We start from the raw sequence: 21,116 nt of genomic DNA, 5'->3' as shown, positions 1-21,116 counted from the left end.
CTTAATCCTTTCTATTTAAGTAGGCTCTCAATTTAAACCCATTATTTTGTTATTACTCTATATACTTTCAAATCTGCATATTCAGCAATTAATGGTGCCATCTGTCTAAAACCAATTTTACCTTCATTTAAAACAGGTCCATATGTTTCACCATCATCTTCATAAGTCCATATTAATAATTCATCAACATAAAAAGATATTTTAGATTCACATTTAATAACTGTAATTAGATAGCCCTCTTCTTTGGCATCATTAACACTAGGTATTGGATCAGCTCCATCTGCTACTAGATGTGCCCCATAGCTTTTTCTAAGATTAATTAGATGAAAATTTCTTTCCACTTCAAATCTTCTTCTGAAATAACCTACATGATAAGCATTTATATCCCCATGATGGTATTGTTTATAAGGTCCTGTTCGTTTTGCTAATGCTTCATCAAAAATATCTTCACCATTTTGTCCCTTTGCACAAAAGAATATAATAGCTAACCCTGGCTCTTTTATTGGCCAAAATCTCCATGAAATAGCAATATCCCCTTCAAAGTCTTTTGGGCACCAAAAAACATAGTTGGAATTTTGCCCTTCACTCATAGACATTTTATTTTCTAATCTCATTCTCCCCCTTGGAAAAGAGCGATATGCCTCACCTTCTAAAACAAAGTCTTTAACATTATCTTCACAAGACAAAGGATTTTCATAAAGTTTTTCAACAAATTTATATTTACCTAACAATTTATATTCCTCCCTAATATGATATAACTAACTTTATATATGAAGTCTCTAATTATGAATGCATTTGAGCTAAATACTAAAACTCAAATGGATCACCTAATGCATCTAACCGTTTTTTAAGTTCTTTTTCGAATTTTAATGCTAATTCATTATTATTGATATCTTTTATCTCAATTGGACTTAGTTGGTATGGATCTTTTTCAAGATCATATAGATACCTAACATCAATCTCATCATCTGGCCAATAGCCTTTATACACTACATAGGTATACTTTTGTGTTCTTAATCCTCTCCATCCTTTTGATAATGGATTTAATCCTTTTTCTCTATATGCTTCTAAGAATACATCTCTACCTGGATAAGCATGTATTAATGCCGATGGAACTTCTACATTACCTGTACCTATTATATTTGGTGATATATCCACACCTTCAACTGTATTTGGAATAGGTATATTAATAAGTCCTAATAAAGTTGGCATAATGTCAACAGAATTAATAATTCTACTTTCTCGACCTTTTGGAATATGATTATTCCATCTTAGAATAAATGGAACGCCGATAGATTCTTCATACCAAACATGTTTTGCGATCATACCATGAGACCCCATAAGATCACCATGATCTGCTGTAAGTACAATTATTGTATCATCTGCAATTTTCAATTCATTAAGTACCTCTAATAGCCTGCCAAAATTCTCATCCAGACCTGTAATTGCCGCATAATAATCTTTAGTAGCCTCTTCTATCTTCTCTAATCCACTTCCCCATTGTTCATAAGTATGACAAATAATATTATCTGTTATAACATTTTTTCTGAAATTTATTTTTTTATCTTTATAAATATCTTTATATTTATCTGGAACTGCATCATATGGACTATGAGGTGGGTTCCATGAAATAAATAAAGCAAAAGGATCTTCACTATCATATTTCTCTTTTATATACTCAATAGCAATATCTGTTTCATGCTCTGGTGACCACTTATTAATATGTATTTTATTACAATCATTTTTCCAATAATGTGGTGATAAATGCTTATCTTTTGCACCATATGAATACCAAAAATCAAATCCATGTCGCCTTTCACCTGGTGGCGTAAACGCATCCCAACCATCTGCACCTGATAATGGGTTTTTACAATGATTTAATTCAGGTTCATCTAAGTGCCATTTCCCTATATAACCAGTATGATAATCTTCTTGTTTTAACACATCACCAATACATATTTCTTCATCTTTTAGTCGAATGTCTAAACCTCTCTTGCAATTAGTAAAAACACCTGTATTAATTGGATACTTCCCAGTCATTAAAGTTGACCTTTGAGGGGAACATAATGGGCAACAACTTATTGCATTGTCAAAAACCATACTTTCCTTTGCAAATTTATCCATATTAGGTGTTATAACTTCATCCTCTTTCATGAATCCCATTGCCTGACGTCTCCATTGATCAGCAAATATATATAATATATTAGGTTTCTTTTTTTTCATATTGCATACCCTCCTTATGCATTTTATTTATAACTTAATGACACTACATTTATTCATATTTAATCCAATCATTATGAGCTATAAAAAACTCTTTGCAATTTTTGTATAGATCAGAAACAACATCCTTCACTAGTGCATTTCCTGCTATATTTTCCATTTCCATTGAATCATTTTTCAAATCATATAGTTCTTGTGTTCCAATTTCATCATAAACATATTTATACTTATCAGTTATTACAGCTCTTCTAATATCCCCTATAACAGGTTGATTACCCGAATACTGACTAAATACCATATTATCTGAAGGTAGCTTTTCTCCTTCAAATACACCTCTTAATGTTTTACCATCCAAATCACCATATTCAATATTAAGTAAATCAAGTATTGTAGGTAAAATATCAATATGAGATACAATTTCTTCAATTTCTCTTGGCTTAGAATTTGGTACATTAATTATTAGTGGAATATTAACCGCTTGTTCATACATTTCCATTTTTTGATACATATTATGTTGCCCTAAATGTTCACCGTGGTCTACAGTAAAAAGTTTAATTGTGTCTGAATTTCTATCAATCTCATTAGCTTTATCAAGTATTTTCCCAATTATATTATCTGCATAATTAACTAATCCTAAATGTGCAGACCATACTTCTTTCCAGTAATCACTATCTACACTTTCTGCTAATTGTCTAGGTGCACCATATTTACGAGTTTCTGATTCATTCAAACTTATTTTTCCTATATTATTTGGTAATGTGATATTATTAGGATTAAATAACTGATAATGTGCATTTGGTACAAATAATGGTGGATGAGGCGCCCATAAATACACAAATAATGCAAATGGTTTATCATCATCTATGTTATCCAAGAATTCTAATGCTTTCGAACAAAAAAATGCATCTTTATGATTATTGTCTTCATATTTCCATTTAGAAACTCTTGCATTGGAATAAGCTTTTTTCACTCTATTACCATTATGGTTTTCCATTATTTCACAAACATCTTCATTAGAACGTGTTGTATCAATCCCCTTATTCTTAGCATATGCAAAGTAATCATCATCATCTATCCAAAAATCAAAATTAACTCTATCCTTTAAGGTTGGTTTAACTCTAATATGATCTATTCCAACATGACCTACTTGATAACCACTTTCTTTTAAATATTGGTGAATTGGTTTCGTATCTGTTGGTTCACTACCTTTATTTAGTACTACACCATTTGCTGTTGGATGTTTACCTGTAGCAAGAGCTGTTCTTGCAGGTACACATAAAGGGCATGTTGTATATGCTCTGTTAAATTTAACAGATTCTTTTGCAAGTTTATTAAGGTTTGGTGTAACCTCCTTACCATCTTGTACCATAAAAATACTGTCTGCTCTTTGATGATCCGTCATGATAAATATCAAATTTTTATTCTTGTTCATGCTTATTCTCCTCATATTATAAGTTGTTAGACAAAGCTATACTTTTTATTTTAAATCAATCTTAATGCCTTTACTTCAAGTGCTTTCATATCTGTTATAATTATACCATCCCTATAAGTTACTCTATTACTAACTAATTCTTCATTATATTTGCTTATTTCAATTATTTGATTATAATTTTTATTTAGGTTATAAATATGAATACCCTCTGCATCGTCCAGAGATGCATTGACTAATAATATAACTTTTTCTTGAGCAAAATTATATTCATATACACCTATATAAGGAGCTTTGTCTGTATAAATAATTGGCTTACCTATAATATTATTTTTAATAATATCTTTAAAAATAGCTTGCTTATAACAATTTAAATGTACCTGATAATAGGTACTATCACCTTTACTTGGTAATATGCATATATTTTTATTGGCTACTACCACACTCGCTCCAATGGTATTGTTATATGGATCTTTAGCTTTTGTTATAATTTCTACATCATTACCATACTCAATATCATAAAATCCACCAACTGCTCTTTGTAATGTTGTTCTTGCTTGTTTAATACCACAATAAGTTTTTCCATTAGCAACTTCATCATAAGATTGATAACCACTATATTGTGAATACCACTTCATATTTTTTATTTGAGCTAATTGTCCATATCCCATATCAAATAATGTAAATGCTGCTTCACCATCTAGTAGAATAAAATTATTTTTCAATAGTTTTTCAATTTGAATCTGGGTTAAATTTCTAAAATATTGACCAGAGATAGCTACTACTTCATTACATAAATTATCATTATCACAATAACAATTAGCTATACCATAAGATGATAGAATTCCAGCCCAAAAGTTCTCTGAAGGTTCTAATTCCTTCATGCTTACGCCTTTATCTGTATGTTTCGTGTAAGAAGACAGTGGACTATACATGACCTTAATACCATCCATATCAGCATTGTGAATATCTAATTTAGCCATCTCTTCTAAAAAATCTTTTATATTACCTAGACTATCTTGGTATTTTTCTTCCATATTTATACCATTTCCCATAACATTGAATAAGTTCATTGTTATACCTTGTGCACCTAGTAATAATGAAGTTTCAATTTGAAAATTAGTGAATGTTCTAGATTTGGAAAATAATGTTCTAGGAGAATTCTCTACTTCTGGATATATAATTGTTTCCTTTGGAACCATAGCCTTTGTTTGCATACTAATGGTATTAAAATACCAGAAATAAGATTGTGGACTTACTTCTTGATAACTTGGTAAATGTGGACGATTGACTAAAGGTGTATTTCCTGCTAGGTTAGATAAAATTCCAGTCCAGTCTCTGCCTTCTGTACAATGTACACTAGGAACTGAACTCATTAATCCTACTTTTACATCTTTATTAACTTCATGTACACTATCTCCTACTTTTTTTGCTAGATTTAACATATTATCTCTAGCAGTATCAAGCCATATTTTACGATAAGGATGTGGCTTTCCAGGTTGTAATATACCTCTAATAAATTCTTTTCTTGTAAGATTTTCTTCTGCTCTTTTACTATATTCTTTCATATGTTCATCACAGAAACACCCACCCCACATTAATGGACTATGGTTATGAAATCTAAAATCATCTTCTACCCATATTAAATCTGGTGTAATTTCAGCAAAATGAGCATATATGTGAGATAGATAGTCACCGAAGTTTTCTCCCATAGGACACGCACATAAAGCGGCTCTATTCCCTTCCACATCTACCATAAGATTGAAATCCTGACCTTGTTTTAATTGTCTTCCTCTATCTGCATGATTAAGTGTTGTCCAGGGATTTATAGATGTTGTAATATCGTATTCTTGTAATTTTTTCTTTGCCCAATTAATGATTACCATCCAATCTGATATTTCATCTTTTGTAGGATGTCCTTGATTTAATTCCTCACAATCAGTAAAAAACATAACATCATCAATATGAGCTTGTTTACAAAACTCAACTAAATCTTCGAATCTTTCTTTTTCAAAATGATTTGGCTGTATGCAAAATCTAAGAATATATTTAAACTTAGAATTATTCATTTTTTTCTCCTTATCTATACGTAATTACATCTACAGCATCTTCTTTAAGCTTACTAATATCTAAGCTTAAGCCAAAGCCATAGGTATTTTTATTCAAATAGAGTCTTCCTTCTTCATCTGTAGTGGTTGAAATATCAATTATTGCTTTATTAAAATTATCTGAATCACCTGCTTTTTCAATAGCTTCTACCCAATCAGCCTCTAATCCAATAGCCAATTGTTGCCATACCGTACAAGCAGGACCTATTAAACTATCATCACCAATCATTAATTTTGCACCTAACTCTTTAATCTTATTTGATAGATTAACAGCATCAATAATTGATTCCATACAACCGGGATGAATATTATAGATACGTCCCATACCTTCAATATTTTCATTAATAACAACACGTGCTGGTCTCATTGGTTCATCTGGAATTAAATTTAATTTTCCTACTTTTCCCTGTAATTCTATCCATAACTCATGGCTCATAGCTGCTGGATCTTCACATGCATCAAGTCCACAATCAAACAATATATTTAATTTTTTTGCAATATCATCAATCTCATCTTTTTGTACAGCTTTACCATAACCTGTATTAACATCACCTATTAAGAATGTATTTTCATCTGTATTTTCTCTAACAGCTTTTATTATTTTGGAGTCTAATTCTAAATCACCAAAAAGTTTTACTTTTATGTAGGTTGCTCTTTTATTATCATATGCCCACTTAGCATGCTCTTTAACATACTCAACATCATCACTTAATATAACATAAACTCCGAATACAGGTTTATCTCCTATTAAATTCAGCATGTCAAGTGCCGATTGTTTTAAGAGTTTACCACCTAAATCAATTAATGCCATTTCCGCCATTTCACAGCATCTACCGCCCCAACTCTCGTATTTTGTTCTTGTTAATTCAATAGCTTCTTTGATGCTAAGACCAATAAACGCTTTTAAACAGCCCCCCCATTCTTCTAATGATATCTCTGGAACATTAGTGGATATAATATTTTCGCCAAAACCTGTTTCATCTTTACTAACTATTCGAACAAAGGCATGTTGTCTACTAGTCCATGTCCCAAAGCTAAAATGTCTTTCTGCAAAAATATTATATTTGTATACTTCAACTTCTTCTATTATAAAATTAAGTTCTCCTTTAGTATATAACATTTTCTCATCCCTTTCACCTATTTATGTTGAATGAAGCATATTATGATTACTATTAAAACAAAAAAGGGATTAAATCCCTTTTTATGTTAATTACATAAAATCTAAACCAATTCGCTTAAATTCATTTTCAGGTGCATCATAACTTTTCATAATATCTATCATTTTTTGAGATAGCTTCTTTTCTAATTGTTCATCCATTATAGGTTTCCTCTGATTAGGGTCATCCTTAATATCATAAATGATATTATAGTCAGGTGCATTATGGTGCCTATATGACTTTTTCTTTAATCTAAAATGGGAAATACCATACGTATGCTTTAAAAATTGACCAAAATCTGCTGTCTTTAATAAATCCCTATCACAAAAATCATGATATTCTCTAGGCATTGCTGTATGATGATAGACAACTGAATCCTCTACTGGCTGTCTACAATAGGAATACTGTCCATCAAAAATATTAATATCCTTACCAAAGTAGCCATATAAAACTGTATCATGATGTTTTTCATCATCTTTATTTAATAAATGTAAAAGAGATTTTCCATGAACAGTTTCAAAAACCTGTGCCTTATGAAGTTCCATTATAGTAGGCATAATATCAACTGTCTGAGTTAAAGCAGTTATTTTTTTATTTTTAAAAGCTGTTTCTGGCGTACACATAATCAAAGGAATATGAACTAGTTCTTGGTAATCAAATGTGTAGTTCTTAGCCCAGTAACCATGTTCACCTAAAAGATGTCCATGATCTGTTGAGAAAATAATTACTGTATCTTTCCACATATTATATTCATCCATCTTATCTAACAATTTACCAAGCCAATGATCTGCCATAGTTAATACACCAGCATACCTATTAATAATATGTTCTACTGCCTCTTCTTCTTCTTCAACTGGAGCATACTTTGGCCAATCAAAATGATAGCGATTATCCCAAGAATCATTATACATATCAATATATTTCTGTGGACACATAAAAGGTTCATGGGGATCAAAAAGTTCCAGATGCAAATGCCAATTATCTTCTTGATGATTATTCTCTATAAATTCAATAGCCCTTTTAAAACATCTAGGTGTTGAATAATCTTCTTCATTCTCTAACTCAGCAAATTCTCTGTTTACCCAATAAGGCCTTCTATTCTTTCCTTTGAAAACAGGTCTTTTGGGTTCTTTTACCAATGGGTGCCAAAAGTCACCTTCTTGACCTCTTTCAAATTCCCATGTATCAAACAAAGTATTGTATACTTCTCCTCCACTATGAAAATAATGATAATGATCCGTTATCATATGACAATATATACCTTTTTGTTTTTTTAGCTCAACAGGTAAACAATCATCCCAAGGTTCTATTGGTCCCCATGGTGTTTCCATGAAATTAAATCTTCCTGTCATCATTTCACGTCTTGCTGGCATACAAGGAAGCGAACCGCTATAATGATTTTCAAAAACAATACCTCTTTTTGCAAGTCGATCTATATTAGGTGTTTTAATAAAACTATTACCATATACATTTAAAAAATGTCTATTCAGTGAATCCATCATTATAAATAGTGTTTTCACTCAATCACCTCTTTTACTGCTTAATATTTAACCCAATCGTTATGTGCAACAAAATATTCTTTGCATTTTTTATGTAAATCAGAAACGATTTCCTTAACTTGTTCTTTATCTGCTATATTTTCCATTTCCAAAGGATCTTTTTCTAAGTCATATAATTCAGGACTTCCAACTACATCATAAACATACTTATATCTATCAGTGATAACTGCCCGTCTAATTTGACTTACAATAGGACGATTTCCTGAATATTGACTAAACGCTATCCTATCCGTAGATAGATTGCCACCATTAAATAGAGCATTTAATGAATTCCCATCTAGCTTTTCATGTTTAATATTAAGTAGATCAAGTACAGTTGGTAGTATATCTATATGAGATACCACTTCATTTACCTCTCTTGGTTTTACATCTGGTACTTTCATCATGAATGGAATATGAATAGCTTGTTCATACATCTCCATTTTTTGGTACATATTATGTTGCCCTAAATGTTCACCGTGATCTACCGTAAACAATGTAATTGTGTTATCCTTATTAATTGAATTAACTTTATCTATTACTTTTCCAATTAAATTATCAGCATAATTTGCTAAGCTTAAGTGAGCAGACCATACTTCTTTCCAATAATCACTATCAACAGTATAAGCTAATTGTCTAGGGCAATTAAATTCATGTGATTTAGATTCATTCAGTGTCGTTTTACCAATATTTTCTGGCAATCTTATTTTATCTGGATTAAATTTTATGTAATATGACTTAGGTACAACAAGTGGTGGATGTGGTGCCCATAGATATAAGAATAAAGCATAGGGTTTGTCATCATCGATAGTATCCAAAAAGTCTAATGCCTTAGAACAAAAATAGGTATCTTTATGATCCATATCATCATTTTGCCACTGTGATACTCTTGCATTAGAATAAGTTTTTTTAACATATGTTCCATTTTGATCTTCAGTTACTTCACTAGCATCCTCTTTACATCGTTTTGGATTGATACCCTTGCTATTGGCATAATCTTTGTAAGAATCTTCATCTATGTATACATCAAAATCAACGCTTTCTGTCAAATGAGGCTTAACTCTTACATGATTAATGCCAATATGTGCAACTCTATAGCCATCTTCTCTTAAGTACTGATGAATAGCTTTATAATCTGTTGGTTCAACCTCTCCTCTATTTAATACAACACCATTAGAAGTTGGATGTTTTCCTGTAGCAATAGCTGTTCTTGCTGGCACACATAAAGGACATGTAGAGTAAGCTCTATTAAAATTTATGGACTCTTTTGCTAATTTATTAAGGTTTGGTGTAACCTCTTTACCATCTTGTACCATAAAAATAGTATCTACTCTTTGTTGATCTGTCATAATAAAAACCAAATTTTTCTTTTCCCTCATATTAATCACTCTTTCTACATTCATATAAAAAAGCACTTTAATGCTTTTTTATATATTTTACCATCTTTATTTTTAATAAATTTAAAAAAGGATTTTATCCTTTTTTAAATTTATTCAATATATTATTTACCTCTTTCAGCCATAAATTTAGTTAATTCATCAATATAAGTATCGTATCCTGCTTTTTTCATTTCTTTCATATATTGTTCCCATTGTTTTTCATCATCAATATCAGCCTCACCGGTAATAAAGTTTACAGTCCATTTATTAGCAATATCTGTAATTAATTGTTTAATTGGTTGTGCTACTGGTGATGTAAAACTTGATGTATAGTCAATACATCCATTCTCTTCCTTCATTGCATCTTCAGCATTTTTAATTAATAATGGATCTTTAAGAAGAGTATAAGCTTTTGAATAATCAACAAATTGTGCAAATCTATGATACTGAATTCCAAAGAAATCTCTTTCCCTTGTTTCATCAACAAAAACTTTTTTGCCATCTACAACATTATAATGAATTCCTTCAATACCATTCCAAATTAGATTAGAACCTTCTTCTGTGAAAAGATAATCTAATATTGCAAGCATTCTAACTTTAGTTTCTTCAGGAATTTTATTTGATAATACACCATATCCATAGTATCCTATACCCGTAGGTCGTAGAGATCCTTTAGGTCCTTTAATCCAAGGTGTTATTGGAACAATCTCTGCATTTGGATTCACATCTAAGAGTTGTTTTCTTATAGTATTAAAAAATCCATCATTTGAATAAATCAAACCAGCTTTACCTAAAGCTATTTTTTCAAACGCTTGTGCTCTATTTAGTGTAAATACTTCTTTGTCTAATAAATCTTCTTCATAAAATTTATTCATTGTTCTCAAGAAATCTTTATATTCTGGTACCATTTGCTCACTTGTCCACTTACCATCAACTTTACCCCACTCATTTACACCTGTAAAGGCTGGTACTGATCTTCTCAAATAAAACAAACCATTCATTGTTAATGGTGCAACATCTTGTCCATCTAGATCATTATCTGCAAATGCCTTTAATACTGTATATAAGTCATCATATGTTTTTGGTATTTCCAATCCTAACTTATCTAACCAATCTTTTCTTATATACATACCATGTAATGCTGGTCCAATTTTACCTGGCATTTTATAAAAACCATCTGCTTCTTTTTCTGTTTCAAGAGCAGGATTTGATAAGTATTTCTTAATATTATCAAATCCATATTTGTCAGCATATTCACTAATATTAACTATATAGCCGTCATCACGAAGATTAGCATATACAGCCGCTTGTTTTAATCGCATATATGTAGGAAGATTATCTGCTGCAACCCTCATACTAATTGTTTTATCATATTCTGCACCTGGTAATAATTCATATTTAATATTAACATTAAATTTATTTTCAATAAATTTAATAATTTCATCATCTTCACTAAGAACTTTTGGATACCAAGCTGTAATATTAATATCTAATTTCTTGCTAAAATCTAAAACATCACCCTGTAAGGTAGTGGACTTATCTACTGAAGAATCTTTTTTTCCTTCCTTAGGTCCACAACCTACTACACCAACAATAATTAATAAGCTCAAAATAATACCTATCGTTTTTTTCATTACAACATCTCCTTTAGTCATAAGTTTTATATTAATTTTTATGTTACTTATGTTTTATAATACTTATAGTACATTACTTATCCTTTTACTGAACCAATCATAACCCCTTTTACAAAATATTTTTGTAAAAATGGATATACTATTAATATTGGTGTTACACTAACAATAACATTAGCTAGTTTTACAGTTTCTGAAAAAATCTTAACTTCTTCTGTATTTGCTTCAGGATCTTCCATAATTATTCTACTTAAATATTCTTGAATTGTTTTTAACTTATTATCTGTTACATAGAACACGGATGCACTATATGTATTCCATAATTGTACTGCATAAAACAATGCTACTGTTGCTAATATAGCTTTTGATAATGGTATTACAAACTTAAAAAATATACCATATTCAGAACATCCATCAATTCTTGCAGATTCTTCTATATCTTTTGGAAAAGCCGCAAAAGATGTTCTCATAATAACAAAATTATATACAATAATCAATGTTGGTAATATATATACCCATATACTATTTATTAATCCTAGTCTTTTCAGATTAATATACTGAGGAATTAATCCTGGTCTTAATACCATTGTTAAAATAATTAAATTAACAATCAACGCACTCCCAGGGAATTTTTTTGATAAAGCATATGCAGCTGTAGCTGTAAAAAAAGTACATAAAAACGTACCGACTATTGTTACAAATGCTGTTACAAACAAAGGTCTTAAAATATCTCCTGATTCAAAGATTTGTCTATATGCTGATAAATCAATTTTATTAGGAAACAGCAAAAATGTTTTTGATAAATATTCTGAGTACGGTATAATAGAACCAATAAAAGTATACCAAAATGGATATAACATTATTATGCATATAAGTCCTAAAAAAACCACTAGAAAAATATCAAATCCTTCAATCTTCTTCTTGCTTTTTTTCACGATATTCTTCCTAGACAAGTCCTTTTCCTCCTAATCTTTTAGAAATTCTATCCGAACCATAAACCATTATTGCAGCTACAATTGATAAGAATATCCCTGCTGCCGTAGCTAAGGAGTAATTAAGATTTAAAAGACCCATATTATATGTATATGTTTCTAACACATGACGTCCTGGAATTACCAGTGGATTTCCTAAAATCATGATTTGCTCAAATCCAACTGTCAGTACTTTCCCTAGCCTCATGATTAATAGTACAACTATAACTTCTTTTAATGCTGGTAGAGTAATATAAATTATTCTCTGTAGTCTATTTGCTCCATCTACTGCACATGCCTCATATTGACTTTGGTCTATTTGAGATAATGTTGCTAGATATACAATAGTACCCCATCCAGTTTCTTTCCAAATATCAGACAAGACTAATGATGATACAAAATACTTGTTATCTCCTAAGAAATAAATTGGCTCTATACCAAACATACCAAGCAACTCATTAACAAGACCACCTGAAGGGCTAAACATGGTATATACTATCCCTCCAACAACTACCCATGAGATAAAATGTGGTAAATATATGAGTGTTTGTGTCATTTTTTTAAACCTGAGGTTCTTAACTTCATTAAGTAATAGAGCTAAAATTATTGGAGCTGGGAATCCAAAAACAATTTTGCAAAAACTTATTTTTATAGTATTTATTAATGCTTCTGAAAATCCTGGACTGGTAAATAACATGCTAAAATATTTCAATCCTACCCATTCACTTTTATTGATAGGTCTAGTAATTCGATAATCTTTAAATGCTATTTGCAAATTATAAAGTGGCAAATACTTAAAAAGAACAAAAAACAACAGTCCTGGCAACACGAAAACATATAAATGTCCATATCTTCTAAAAAATCTTTTAATTTTCAATTACGCCATTCCTTACTTAGTATTTTTTTAATCATAGTATAATTTATTCGCGAATAAATACTTCAGTAATAATATATCATAATAAATTTTCAACTAACAGTAGGTGGATTTATTAGAAAAGGTGTTATTTTTTATCATTTATTGATTTATATTCCTTAGGACTCATACCTAGATATTTTTTAAATATTTTACTAAAATGCTTTTCATCGTTATAACCTACTTTTTTTGCTATCTCGTATATTTTATGATCTGTTGTCTCTAACAATTGACAGGCAGCATTAACTCTTTTTTCTTTGATATATGTCTTAAAATTCACATTCATGGCTTCCTTGAATTTTGCTGAAAAATAGGGGCTGCTCATATGAACATATTTGGCTACCTCTTCCAACTTAATATCTAAGTGGTATCGTTCTTCTATCAAAACTATTGCTTTGTCAATTTGTTGCAAAGTATCGCTTTTTAAACTTAATGCTTTATCCCTATAATTTTCTTTTATTGTTTTATTCATCCACGCTTTACACTCTATAAAAGAGCTTATTTTGCTTAATTGACTAATAACCTTATTAATTCCATTTTGTGATTTCACACCATTTTTTTCAGATTCTATATGCAGTTCTACAAGAATTTTGCTATATAATCCAGTAATATCTGTAATTAAGCAATTATGACATAAGATACACGACTTGATATGTTCATCAATCATTTTAATTATTTTGTCTTGTTCTTCTAATGCAATGTACTTATATATCAAGTCTAAATCTATACTTGTATTGATTTGCTTCATCCTATTATTCTCTTTGCTATAGTCATAAATTATCTTTTCTTTATCATTTATTTCCCTTCCATAATCTATCATTTTACTAGCTTCTATAAAACTTTCTCTTGCTAATTTTATATCATTTTTTATTTTCCCAATTCCAATTATGTATCTGCCTTTATATAAACTTTCTATGCTGACTTGTATATATTCCACTAAATTATTAACGTAGTTTTCAAATATTAACTGACTATGGGTATCTTTATTTAAAATTATTATATAATAATTATCTTTGGAATAAATAATAATGTCTTTATCACTCAAACGTTCTTTTATACTTCTAAGATAATAAGGCTTCAACTGATTCTTCATGTATAATACCAGCATACAATAATAATTATCTTGTATTTCATCTTTATCAATGATATATTCTTTGTCAATTGCCTTTAGAAATTTATATTCTTCCTTTTGTTTAATAGAACTTTTATATTCCTCTTCTTTGTTTCTCTTAAATGTCAAACTATTATAAACCCTTTTAAACGTATCTTCTAATTCATCAAACATATCAATTTTAAGCAAATAATCATAAGCACCTAATCGAATGCCTTGTTTGGCATATTCAAAATCATCATATCCACTTAATAAAACCACTTCTACCGCAGGATGTAATTCTTTTACTTTTTTCAGCAATGTTAAACCGTCCATATCAGACATTTTTATGTCTGTAAGAATAACATCTGGCTTTAGTTTATTGTATAATTCTAGTGCTTCTACCCCATTTGTAGCTTGACCCACAATTTCATATCCCAAATTAAACCAATCAAATGTTGTTATAATACCATTTAAAATAATATCTTCATCATCAACTATAAGTAATTTATACATATCAGAGACCTACTTTCTAAATAAGTGATTTATACTGTTACTCTTTAATAATAGGAACTTTCAACTCTATAACTGTACCGTTATCATCTGAATCTATATTATTAACACCATATTCATTTCCAAATCGAAGTCTTATTCGATCGTTTATATTCCTAATTCCTGTATGTTTTGAAGCTTTTCCTTTTTCTATTACACTTTTAATCTCTTCTATGACTGTATGATCAATACCTTTTCCATTATCGCAAACTTCAATAATCATATGATTATCTTCTTCTTTAATAGATATATCTATGTGTAAATATGAGCCCACTTTTCTTCCATGCACAATTGCATTTTCTACAAGTGGCTGCATAATAAACCTAATAACTTTATAATCTTTCAAATTATCCGATACATTAAACTCTATATCTATTATATTTTGCATTCTAATCTTCTGAATTTCAATATAACTCTTAACAAATTGTATCTCCTCTTCAATACTAATCATTGTTTCACCTCTATATAATCCCAACTTAAAATACTTACCTGTCAATAGTAGCATCTTAATTCCCTTCTCGTTATTCCCTGCTTTCAATAAAAATACAATAGAGGTAATCGTATTATAGAAAAAATGGGGATTTATCTGGGACTGTAATAAGGATAACTCTATTTCATTTTTTTTCTTTTCTACTTGATAATATTCAACTTCCTTTTGCTTTAACCCTTCAGCCATTTTATTCAGTCGCTTTAACATATCTTCAAAACTGTTCATTAAATCCATTAATTCAACATCACATTTTATGTAACTTAGATCTACAACTTGTCCATAATTAAGTTTATTCATTTCTTTTCTAAGATCACTAATGGGTTTTAGTATTCGATAGGTAAGTATTATAGCAAGAATCCATACAATAGCCATAAAAACCAAAAGTAACAATGTATTGTTTTTAACAATCATAAATTTTAGTTTTATATTTTTATCTATATTATTTACAAATATAAGTGTATTATTGCCATCCTTTAATTTATATTTATCAATATAGATATCACCTTTTTGATCAAAGATATGAGTATTATTATCTAACTGTATTATCTTATCTATAATATCTTCATTATACCTATAACCTTTAAAATCCAATAATACGTTATTATTTTTATCAATTAAATAAACAGTTAATGCATCCGATAACGTAATGTTATTCAGTAATCTATCCAAATTTATTTCTAAACCTGCTTCTAAATAACCAATACCTGTATATTGTTTCACTTTTTCCGATTCATTTAATAGTCGTATAGGTTTTATAACAGTCAGAATATCCTTGTTTCCGATTTTTCTAATTATAGTTTTTATTGATTCATCATCTTCTAATTCTACATTAAGAAGCTCATCAATAACTTTGTTAGTAGTATATAATAAATCACCCTTATGATCATATACATTTAAATAATAAACACTTTCTAATAAAATATTTGAATCAATTGAAGTATTTTTATTCTCATATACATCTACCATTGTTTGCTGAAATTCACTATCTATACTATAGAATTTTATATTTTTTTCAAATTGCTGGAATCTGTTTTCCACGAGTGTGCTTACTTGATTTGTTAAATTATTAATTTTATTAAATGAATTTTTATTAATAACATTACTAAAAAGCATAATATTTACAATAATAATTATGATAACAGGAATTAAATCTATACGATAAAATAATGATACATTTTTTCTTATATATAAATCTTTGCTTTTAAAAGCTCGGATTTTTTTAATCATATCATCATCAAAATCTTCTGTATTTTTTATTGTATTTTTTAAATCTTTAATCCGAATAACAATATTATTTGCAAATACAATACTTACGCTTCCAAATATAATAAATAAAAAAATAATAATTAGCATAATTATTAATATCAATTTATTTAATTGCTTTTTTACTTCATTCAGATCATAGAAATGGCAATAATATTCCTCATTACTTTTTAGAATTGATATAACATAATTTTGTTCTTTTATATTGGATATACTGTTTTTCTCAATATTCCTAATCTTATTTTTTATTTTTTCTATAGATTCAGGTTGATTAAAGTTTATCCATCTAACATTTAATTGATTATCTAAAATCAAAAAATTATTATTAAAATTTTTGAATATATAATCATAGTTTATTGTTCCAATTATATACGTATTGTCATCTATTTTTCCTGATACATATCTTTCATTGTTATTATGATATTTATTAAATATTTGTTCTTCATATATAGTAGTTATATTATGTACATCATCTTTTAATCTCTTTACATAATAGCTGTCCTTATTACGAAAACTACCTATAATATTGTTTTGAGTAATTATAATGAAACTATTAAATTCATAATTATTATACAATTTTAACCGTAGATAATTTTGTAATTTATTTATTGCTACCATTTTAAAAGCTATTTTTTCAGAGGAACTTATATTGTCTATATAAGATTTTAATTCTTTTGAACTAGCTTCCATTAGTATTTGTTGTTTTAAATCCAAATAAGTATCATTACTCATATTATTAAATAATGATAATTGGTTATTACTGCTTTCTATTATGTCATCAAATAAAATGTCTCTTGAAATATCATAACTCATAATACTAACTATAATTGTCGTGATTAATATAATTAAAATAGACGTGCTTACTAATTTTTTTCTTAAACTATTAAACATATAATCTATCCCCTTATAATTTACTTTTTAAGTTTTCATGAGATTATAGAATTTATTTTACACGAATGTAAAGCATCTGTCCAATAACCTATATTGATAAGTAAATTATTAAGTATAGAAAAAGCACCAAAATCTCTTTTGGTGCAAAATTGTTTACCCTAATATTAATATCTTGCTAACAACACTGCGTTACAGAATTATTAGATTATTAAAACCAACCTCTAAGCCTCATTGGCATTGCAAGACTCTTAATAGCTACTAGGTAAGCAGCTTTTCTCATATCAACTTTTCTTTCATCCATAGCATTGGTAACTTTAACAAAAGCATCTACCATTTTTACTTCTTGTTTTTCTTGTACTTCGTCAAAACGCCAATAATAGTTATGTAGATTCTGAACCCACTCAAAATATGAAACGATAACTCCCCCTGAGTTAGCTAATATATCTGGTACTATGAATACTCCTTTTTCTAATAAGTATTCTTCTGCTTCTGGAGTAGTTGGACCATTAGCACCTTCAGTTATAATCTTAGCTTTGATATCTTTTGCTGTGCTGCTTGTTATAGAATTCTCAAGTGCACATGGCGCAAATCCATCACATTCAACTCCAAATATTTTTTCTCTTTCTATTTCTTCACATTCACCAGTATATCCAGTGATTAATTTATTTTCTGTTACATATTTCATAATATCATTAACATCTAAGCCATTTTCATTATATAAGCAACATGAAACATCTGATACAGCAACAACTTTAGCTCCAAAAGCCTGAGCATACATTGCAGCATAACCTCCAACATTTCCAAAGCCTTGAACTGCTATTTTCATATCTTTTATGTTAATTCCTTTGTACTTAGCTGCTTCTCTCATCATAAGCATAACACCGTAACCAGTAGCTTCTTTTCTTGCTAGGCATCCACCAAATTCAACAGGTTTTCCTGTAAATGAAGCTGGTAAAGTTTGACCAATACCTCTTAGGCTAGAATATTCATCAACCATCCATGCCATTGTTTGACCATTAGTATTAACATCTGGTGCTGGAATATCTCTTCTTTCTCCAATAATAGGAGCAATAGCTCTTACATACCCTCTTGATAATCTTTCAAGTTCTCGTTTTGAAAGAACAGTAGGGTCAACTATAACTCCACCTTTCGCTCCACCATATGGTAATCCTACAACCCCACATTTAAAAGTCATCCAAGTTGCTAACGCTTTTACTTCATCTTTTGTTACTCCAGGATGAAAACGAATACCACCTTTAGTAGGACCAGATGCATCGTTATGTTGAACACGATATCCAGTAAATAGTTTTGTTGTACCATTATCCATCTTAACAGGAATAGTAACTTCTAGAACTTTTTCAGGCTGACTCAATAACTCGTATACTGCATCTTCTTCTCCTAGTGCATCGCATGCTTCTTTTAATTGTTTTTGTGCAATCTTAAAAGGATTAAGCGTTTTTTCTGACATATACTAATGCCTCCCAATCTTAAATAAAATTTTCATTACCTATTCTCCTTATTGAACTATAATTATATAAAAATAATCCAATTAGATAATATTTTAACTACCAAAAGAGAAGAATAAATTAGTGAATAATAATATATAACTCTCTTTTTGAAATTAAAAACTTATGTATTAATTAAGTAACTTACAGGGTATACTTATAGTTCTTGATTGAATGTAACTCTCTCTATTCGTATATTAACATTATATTTATTTTTTGTGTATATCATGCATTAAATTGCTTGATTAATATATCTATTTTATTATTAGCTTTATTTAATTAAGTTATTAATATATATTTATTTTTATATTTAAGTATTCTTTATTTGCTTTATTAGACTTATTTTTTATGAAAAATGTAAATCTATATATTCTAAAATGGAAGTATGTTAATGATTTATTTTTATTTTTCTGTTATAATAGAAAAGTAGACTATGTTTAAACTGCAAAAGAAAAGGTCAGACTTTTGCAAACATATTGAAACAAGGTGATTAGCTTTATATTTTAAACTCTATATTTAATATCAATTAAGTAATAGAAAATACAAAATCTATAGAAAAAAATTGTTATTTTAGTAGAAAACCTATAATTTATAATTTCCTTGTTAAGATATAATTCTATTTTATAGGAGGGATGAAATGGATTCAACCGACTACGATATTATTAGATATTTGCAAGATGACGGAAGAATGCCCATGAAAATATTAGCAGAAAAAGTTTCACTAACTCCACCTGCTGTTGCTGAGAGGGTAAGAAAACTAGAAAAAAGTGGCATAATTACTGGATATAGAGCTATTGTTGCTCCAAAAAAACTAGGGAAAACAGTAAAGGCTATTATAAACATTTCAATTAAGTCCGCAAAAAGAAAAGAGTTTTTAGCACTAGTTCAAGAAAACAAAAAAATTGTTGAATGTCATCATGTAACTGGAAAATACTCCATGACGATTAAGGTATTATGTCAAAACACCTCTGACCTAGAATATTTAATTGGCAAAATACAACAATATGGGAGTACAGAAACACTTATTATTTTATCTAGCCCAATTGAATTCAAATCATTGAATTTTGACTATGAATAAAACTAAATACATAAATTAATTAAAGAGGATATTCAAAAAGCCTTAAGTTTTTTGAATATCCTCTTTGCTTGTTGTAACATACATGTATATTGCAATAGCTACAATTCTTCTTCCGCATATTAATTATTATGTTTTTTTCTTATATAATTGTTCTAAGCTTGTATATTTGGACATATACTCATATAAGTAAATTTTTTATAAAAATAGGTGATAAATATGATAAGCTACCTACCACCATTAATATTATTAAATTTAGCTCTAATACTTCTTATTATATATAAAACTTTATCTCTTGTTAAATTAGATAAGATTAAAAAAATAAATACATATACTGAAGCCAAAACTATATTTGGAACTTTTAAGCACTATATTCATTTTATATTTTCAACTTCAAATGAAGAAGATGGTGATGATGGTAAAAATGATAGTGGATAATTGTTTTTAGTTCTTAATTGTATCCGAAGACGCACTAACTATCTGTTGTTTTTGTTCTTTATTAATCCAACCTAAATTAATAGCAATATCCAAATAACTATCGTTAATCTTTTCATTTTTATATAATCTATTAACCACATCGTACATTAACTTGCACCTCCACTTTGAGCTTGTAATTGTAATACTGTCAATGCTAATTGGTCTACTTGTTCTTGCAACTGTTCTTCTTTCGTCTTAGGTTGTATTGGTATATCTTCCATTTCATAATAAGCTGTATTACTCGTAGGATCATAATACATTACTGGAATCTTACCCTCTTGCGGTTGTGCTTCTTGTGGTTGGTCTACTAAAATACCATTTTTTATTATTTCCTCACTTAACAAATCTATATTATAATGAATTAATCCAACCTTTTGTTTAGAATCTGTTACGCTTGTCAGTTCTCCTAGATATATCATAAAAACAC

General features: G+C 28.9%; 17 protein-coding genes. 2 read left to right on the top strand and 15 right to left on the bottom strand.

Features of this window, described 5'->3' with window-relative positions:
• Positions 1 to 41: 41 nt before the first annotated feature.
• The 13 genes from N4A55_RS16115 to N4A55_RS16055 form a co-directional block, all read right to left on the bottom strand.
• Positions 42 to 731: a DUF1961 family protein gene (locus tag N4A55_RS16115; RefSeq protein WP_293758357.1), complete on the bottom strand. Its 690-nt coding sequence runs from the start codon at positions 729 to 731 to the stop codon at positions 42 to 44.
• A gap of 76 nt (positions 732 to 807) precedes the next feature.
• Positions 808 to 2,223 (bottom strand): sulfatase family protein, encoded by a 1,416-nt coding sequence (locus tag N4A55_RS16110; RefSeq protein WP_293758355.1) that lies wholly within the window; start codon positions 2,221 to 2,223, stop codon positions 808 to 810.
• A 49-nt stretch (positions 2,224 to 2,272) separates the two neighbouring features.
• Positions 2,273 to 3,652, bottom strand: coding sequence for a sulfatase-like hydrolase/transferase (locus tag N4A55_RS16105; protein WP_293758352.1), 1,380 nt, complete (start codon positions 3,650 to 3,652; stop codon positions 2,273 to 2,275).
• 50 nt (positions 3,653 to 3,702) lie between these two features.
• Complete coding sequence (locus tag N4A55_RS16100) at positions 3,703 to 5,718, bottom strand: hypothetical protein (RefSeq protein WP_293758350.1); 2,016 nt, start codon at positions 5,716 to 5,718, stop codon at positions 3,703 to 3,705.
• A 10-nt stretch (positions 5,719 to 5,728) separates the two neighbouring features.
• Entirely contained in the window at positions 5,729 to 6,877 is a 1,149-nt protein-coding gene (locus N4A55_RS16095) for a hypothetical protein (RefSeq protein WP_293758348.1), read from the bottom strand.
• 90 nt (positions 6,878 to 6,967) lie between these two features.
• Complete coding sequence (locus N4A55_RS16090) at positions 6,968 to 8,434, bottom strand: sulfatase (protein WP_293758345.1); 1,467 nt, start codon at positions 8,432 to 8,434, stop codon at positions 6,968 to 6,970.
• Between the two features lie 20 nt (positions 8,435 to 8,454).
• Positions 8,455 to 9,831 (bottom strand): sulfatase family protein, encoded by a 1,377-nt coding sequence (locus N4A55_RS16085; RefSeq protein WP_293758342.1) that lies wholly within the window; start codon positions 9,829 to 9,831, stop codon positions 8,455 to 8,457.
• A gap of 122 nt (positions 9,832 to 9,953) precedes the next feature.
• On the bottom strand, positions 9,954 to 11,465 hold the full coding sequence (locus tag N4A55_RS16080; RefSeq protein WP_293758340.1) for an extracellular solute-binding protein: 1,512 nt from the start codon (positions 11,463 to 11,465) through the stop codon (positions 9,954 to 9,956).
• 77 nt (positions 11,466 to 11,542) lie between these two features.
• Positions 11,543 to 12,415 (bottom strand): carbohydrate ABC transporter permease, encoded by an 873-nt coding sequence (locus tag N4A55_RS16075; RefSeq protein ID WP_293758338.1) that lies wholly within the window; start codon positions 12,413 to 12,415, stop codon positions 11,543 to 11,545.
• Positions 12,408 to 13,310 carry an ABC transporter permease gene (locus tag N4A55_RS16070; RefSeq protein WP_293758336.1) on the bottom strand — a complete coding sequence of 301 codons (903 nt, stop codon included), beginning with the start codon at positions 13,308 to 13,310 and terminating at the stop codon, positions 12,408 to 12,410. Before N4A55_RS16070 ends, N4A55_RS16075 begins: the two co-directional genes overlap by 8 nt.
• A 124-nt stretch (positions 13,311 to 13,434) precedes the next feature.
• Complete coding sequence (locus tag N4A55_RS16065) at positions 13,435 to 14,952, bottom strand: response regulator transcription factor (protein ID WP_293758334.1); 1,518 nt, start codon at positions 14,950 to 14,952, stop codon at positions 13,435 to 13,437.
• Positions 14,953 to 14,989: 37 nt separating this feature from the next.
• The gene (locus N4A55_RS16060; protein WP_293758332.1) at positions 14,990 to 17,632 is read right to left on the bottom strand and encodes a sensor histidine kinase; all 2,643 of its coding nucleotides are present in this window, start codon (positions 17,630 to 17,632) and stop codon (positions 14,990 to 14,992) included.
• 208 nt (positions 17,633 to 17,840) lie between these two features.
• Positions 17,841 to 19,100 (bottom strand): Glu/Leu/Phe/Val family dehydrogenase, encoded by a 1,260-nt coding sequence (locus tag N4A55_RS16055; RefSeq protein ID WP_293758330.1) that lies wholly within the window; start codon positions 19,098 to 19,100, stop codon positions 17,841 to 17,843.
• Positions 19,101 to 19,774: 674 nt separating this feature from the next.
• Here N4A55_RS16055 and N4A55_RS16050 point away from each other — a divergent pair.
• Positions 19,775 to 20,215: an Lrp/AsnC family transcriptional regulator gene (locus N4A55_RS16050; protein WP_293758327.1), complete on the top strand. Its 441-nt coding sequence runs from the start codon at positions 19,775 to 19,777 to the stop codon at positions 20,213 to 20,215.
• Between the two features lie 216 nt (positions 20,216 to 20,431).
• Complete coding sequence (locus tag N4A55_RS16045) at positions 20,432 to 20,650, top strand: hypothetical protein (protein WP_293758325.1); 219 nt, start codon at positions 20,432 to 20,434, stop codon at positions 20,648 to 20,650.
• Between the two features lie 6 nt (positions 20,651 to 20,656).
• Here N4A55_RS16045 and N4A55_RS16040 read toward each other — a convergent pair whose 3' ends face one another.
• Both N4A55_RS16040 and N4A55_RS16035 read right to left on the bottom strand, forming a co-directional pair.
• Positions 20,657 to 20,797 carry an XkdX family protein gene (locus tag N4A55_RS16040; protein WP_293758322.1) on the bottom strand — a complete coding sequence of 47 codons (141 nt, stop codon included), beginning with the start codon at positions 20,795 to 20,797 and terminating at the stop codon, positions 20,657 to 20,659.
• The gene (locus N4A55_RS16035) at positions 20,797 to 21,108 is read right to left on the bottom strand and encodes a hypothetical protein (RefSeq protein WP_293758320.1); all 312 of its coding nucleotides are present in this window, start codon (positions 21,106 to 21,108) and stop codon (positions 20,797 to 20,799) included. The genes N4A55_RS16040 and N4A55_RS16035 overlap by 1 nt, the downstream gene beginning before the upstream one ends.
• Positions 21,109 to 21,116: the final 8 nt, after the last annotated feature.

The sequence above is a fragment of the Vallitalea sp. genome, from assembly GCF_025211055.1.
GTDB lineage: Bacteria > Bacillota > Clostridia > Lachnospirales > Vallitaleaceae > Vallitalea.
The sequence above is the reverse complement of the archived record's forward strand: the minus strand, read 5'-3'. Positions and strand labels throughout refer to the sequence as shown.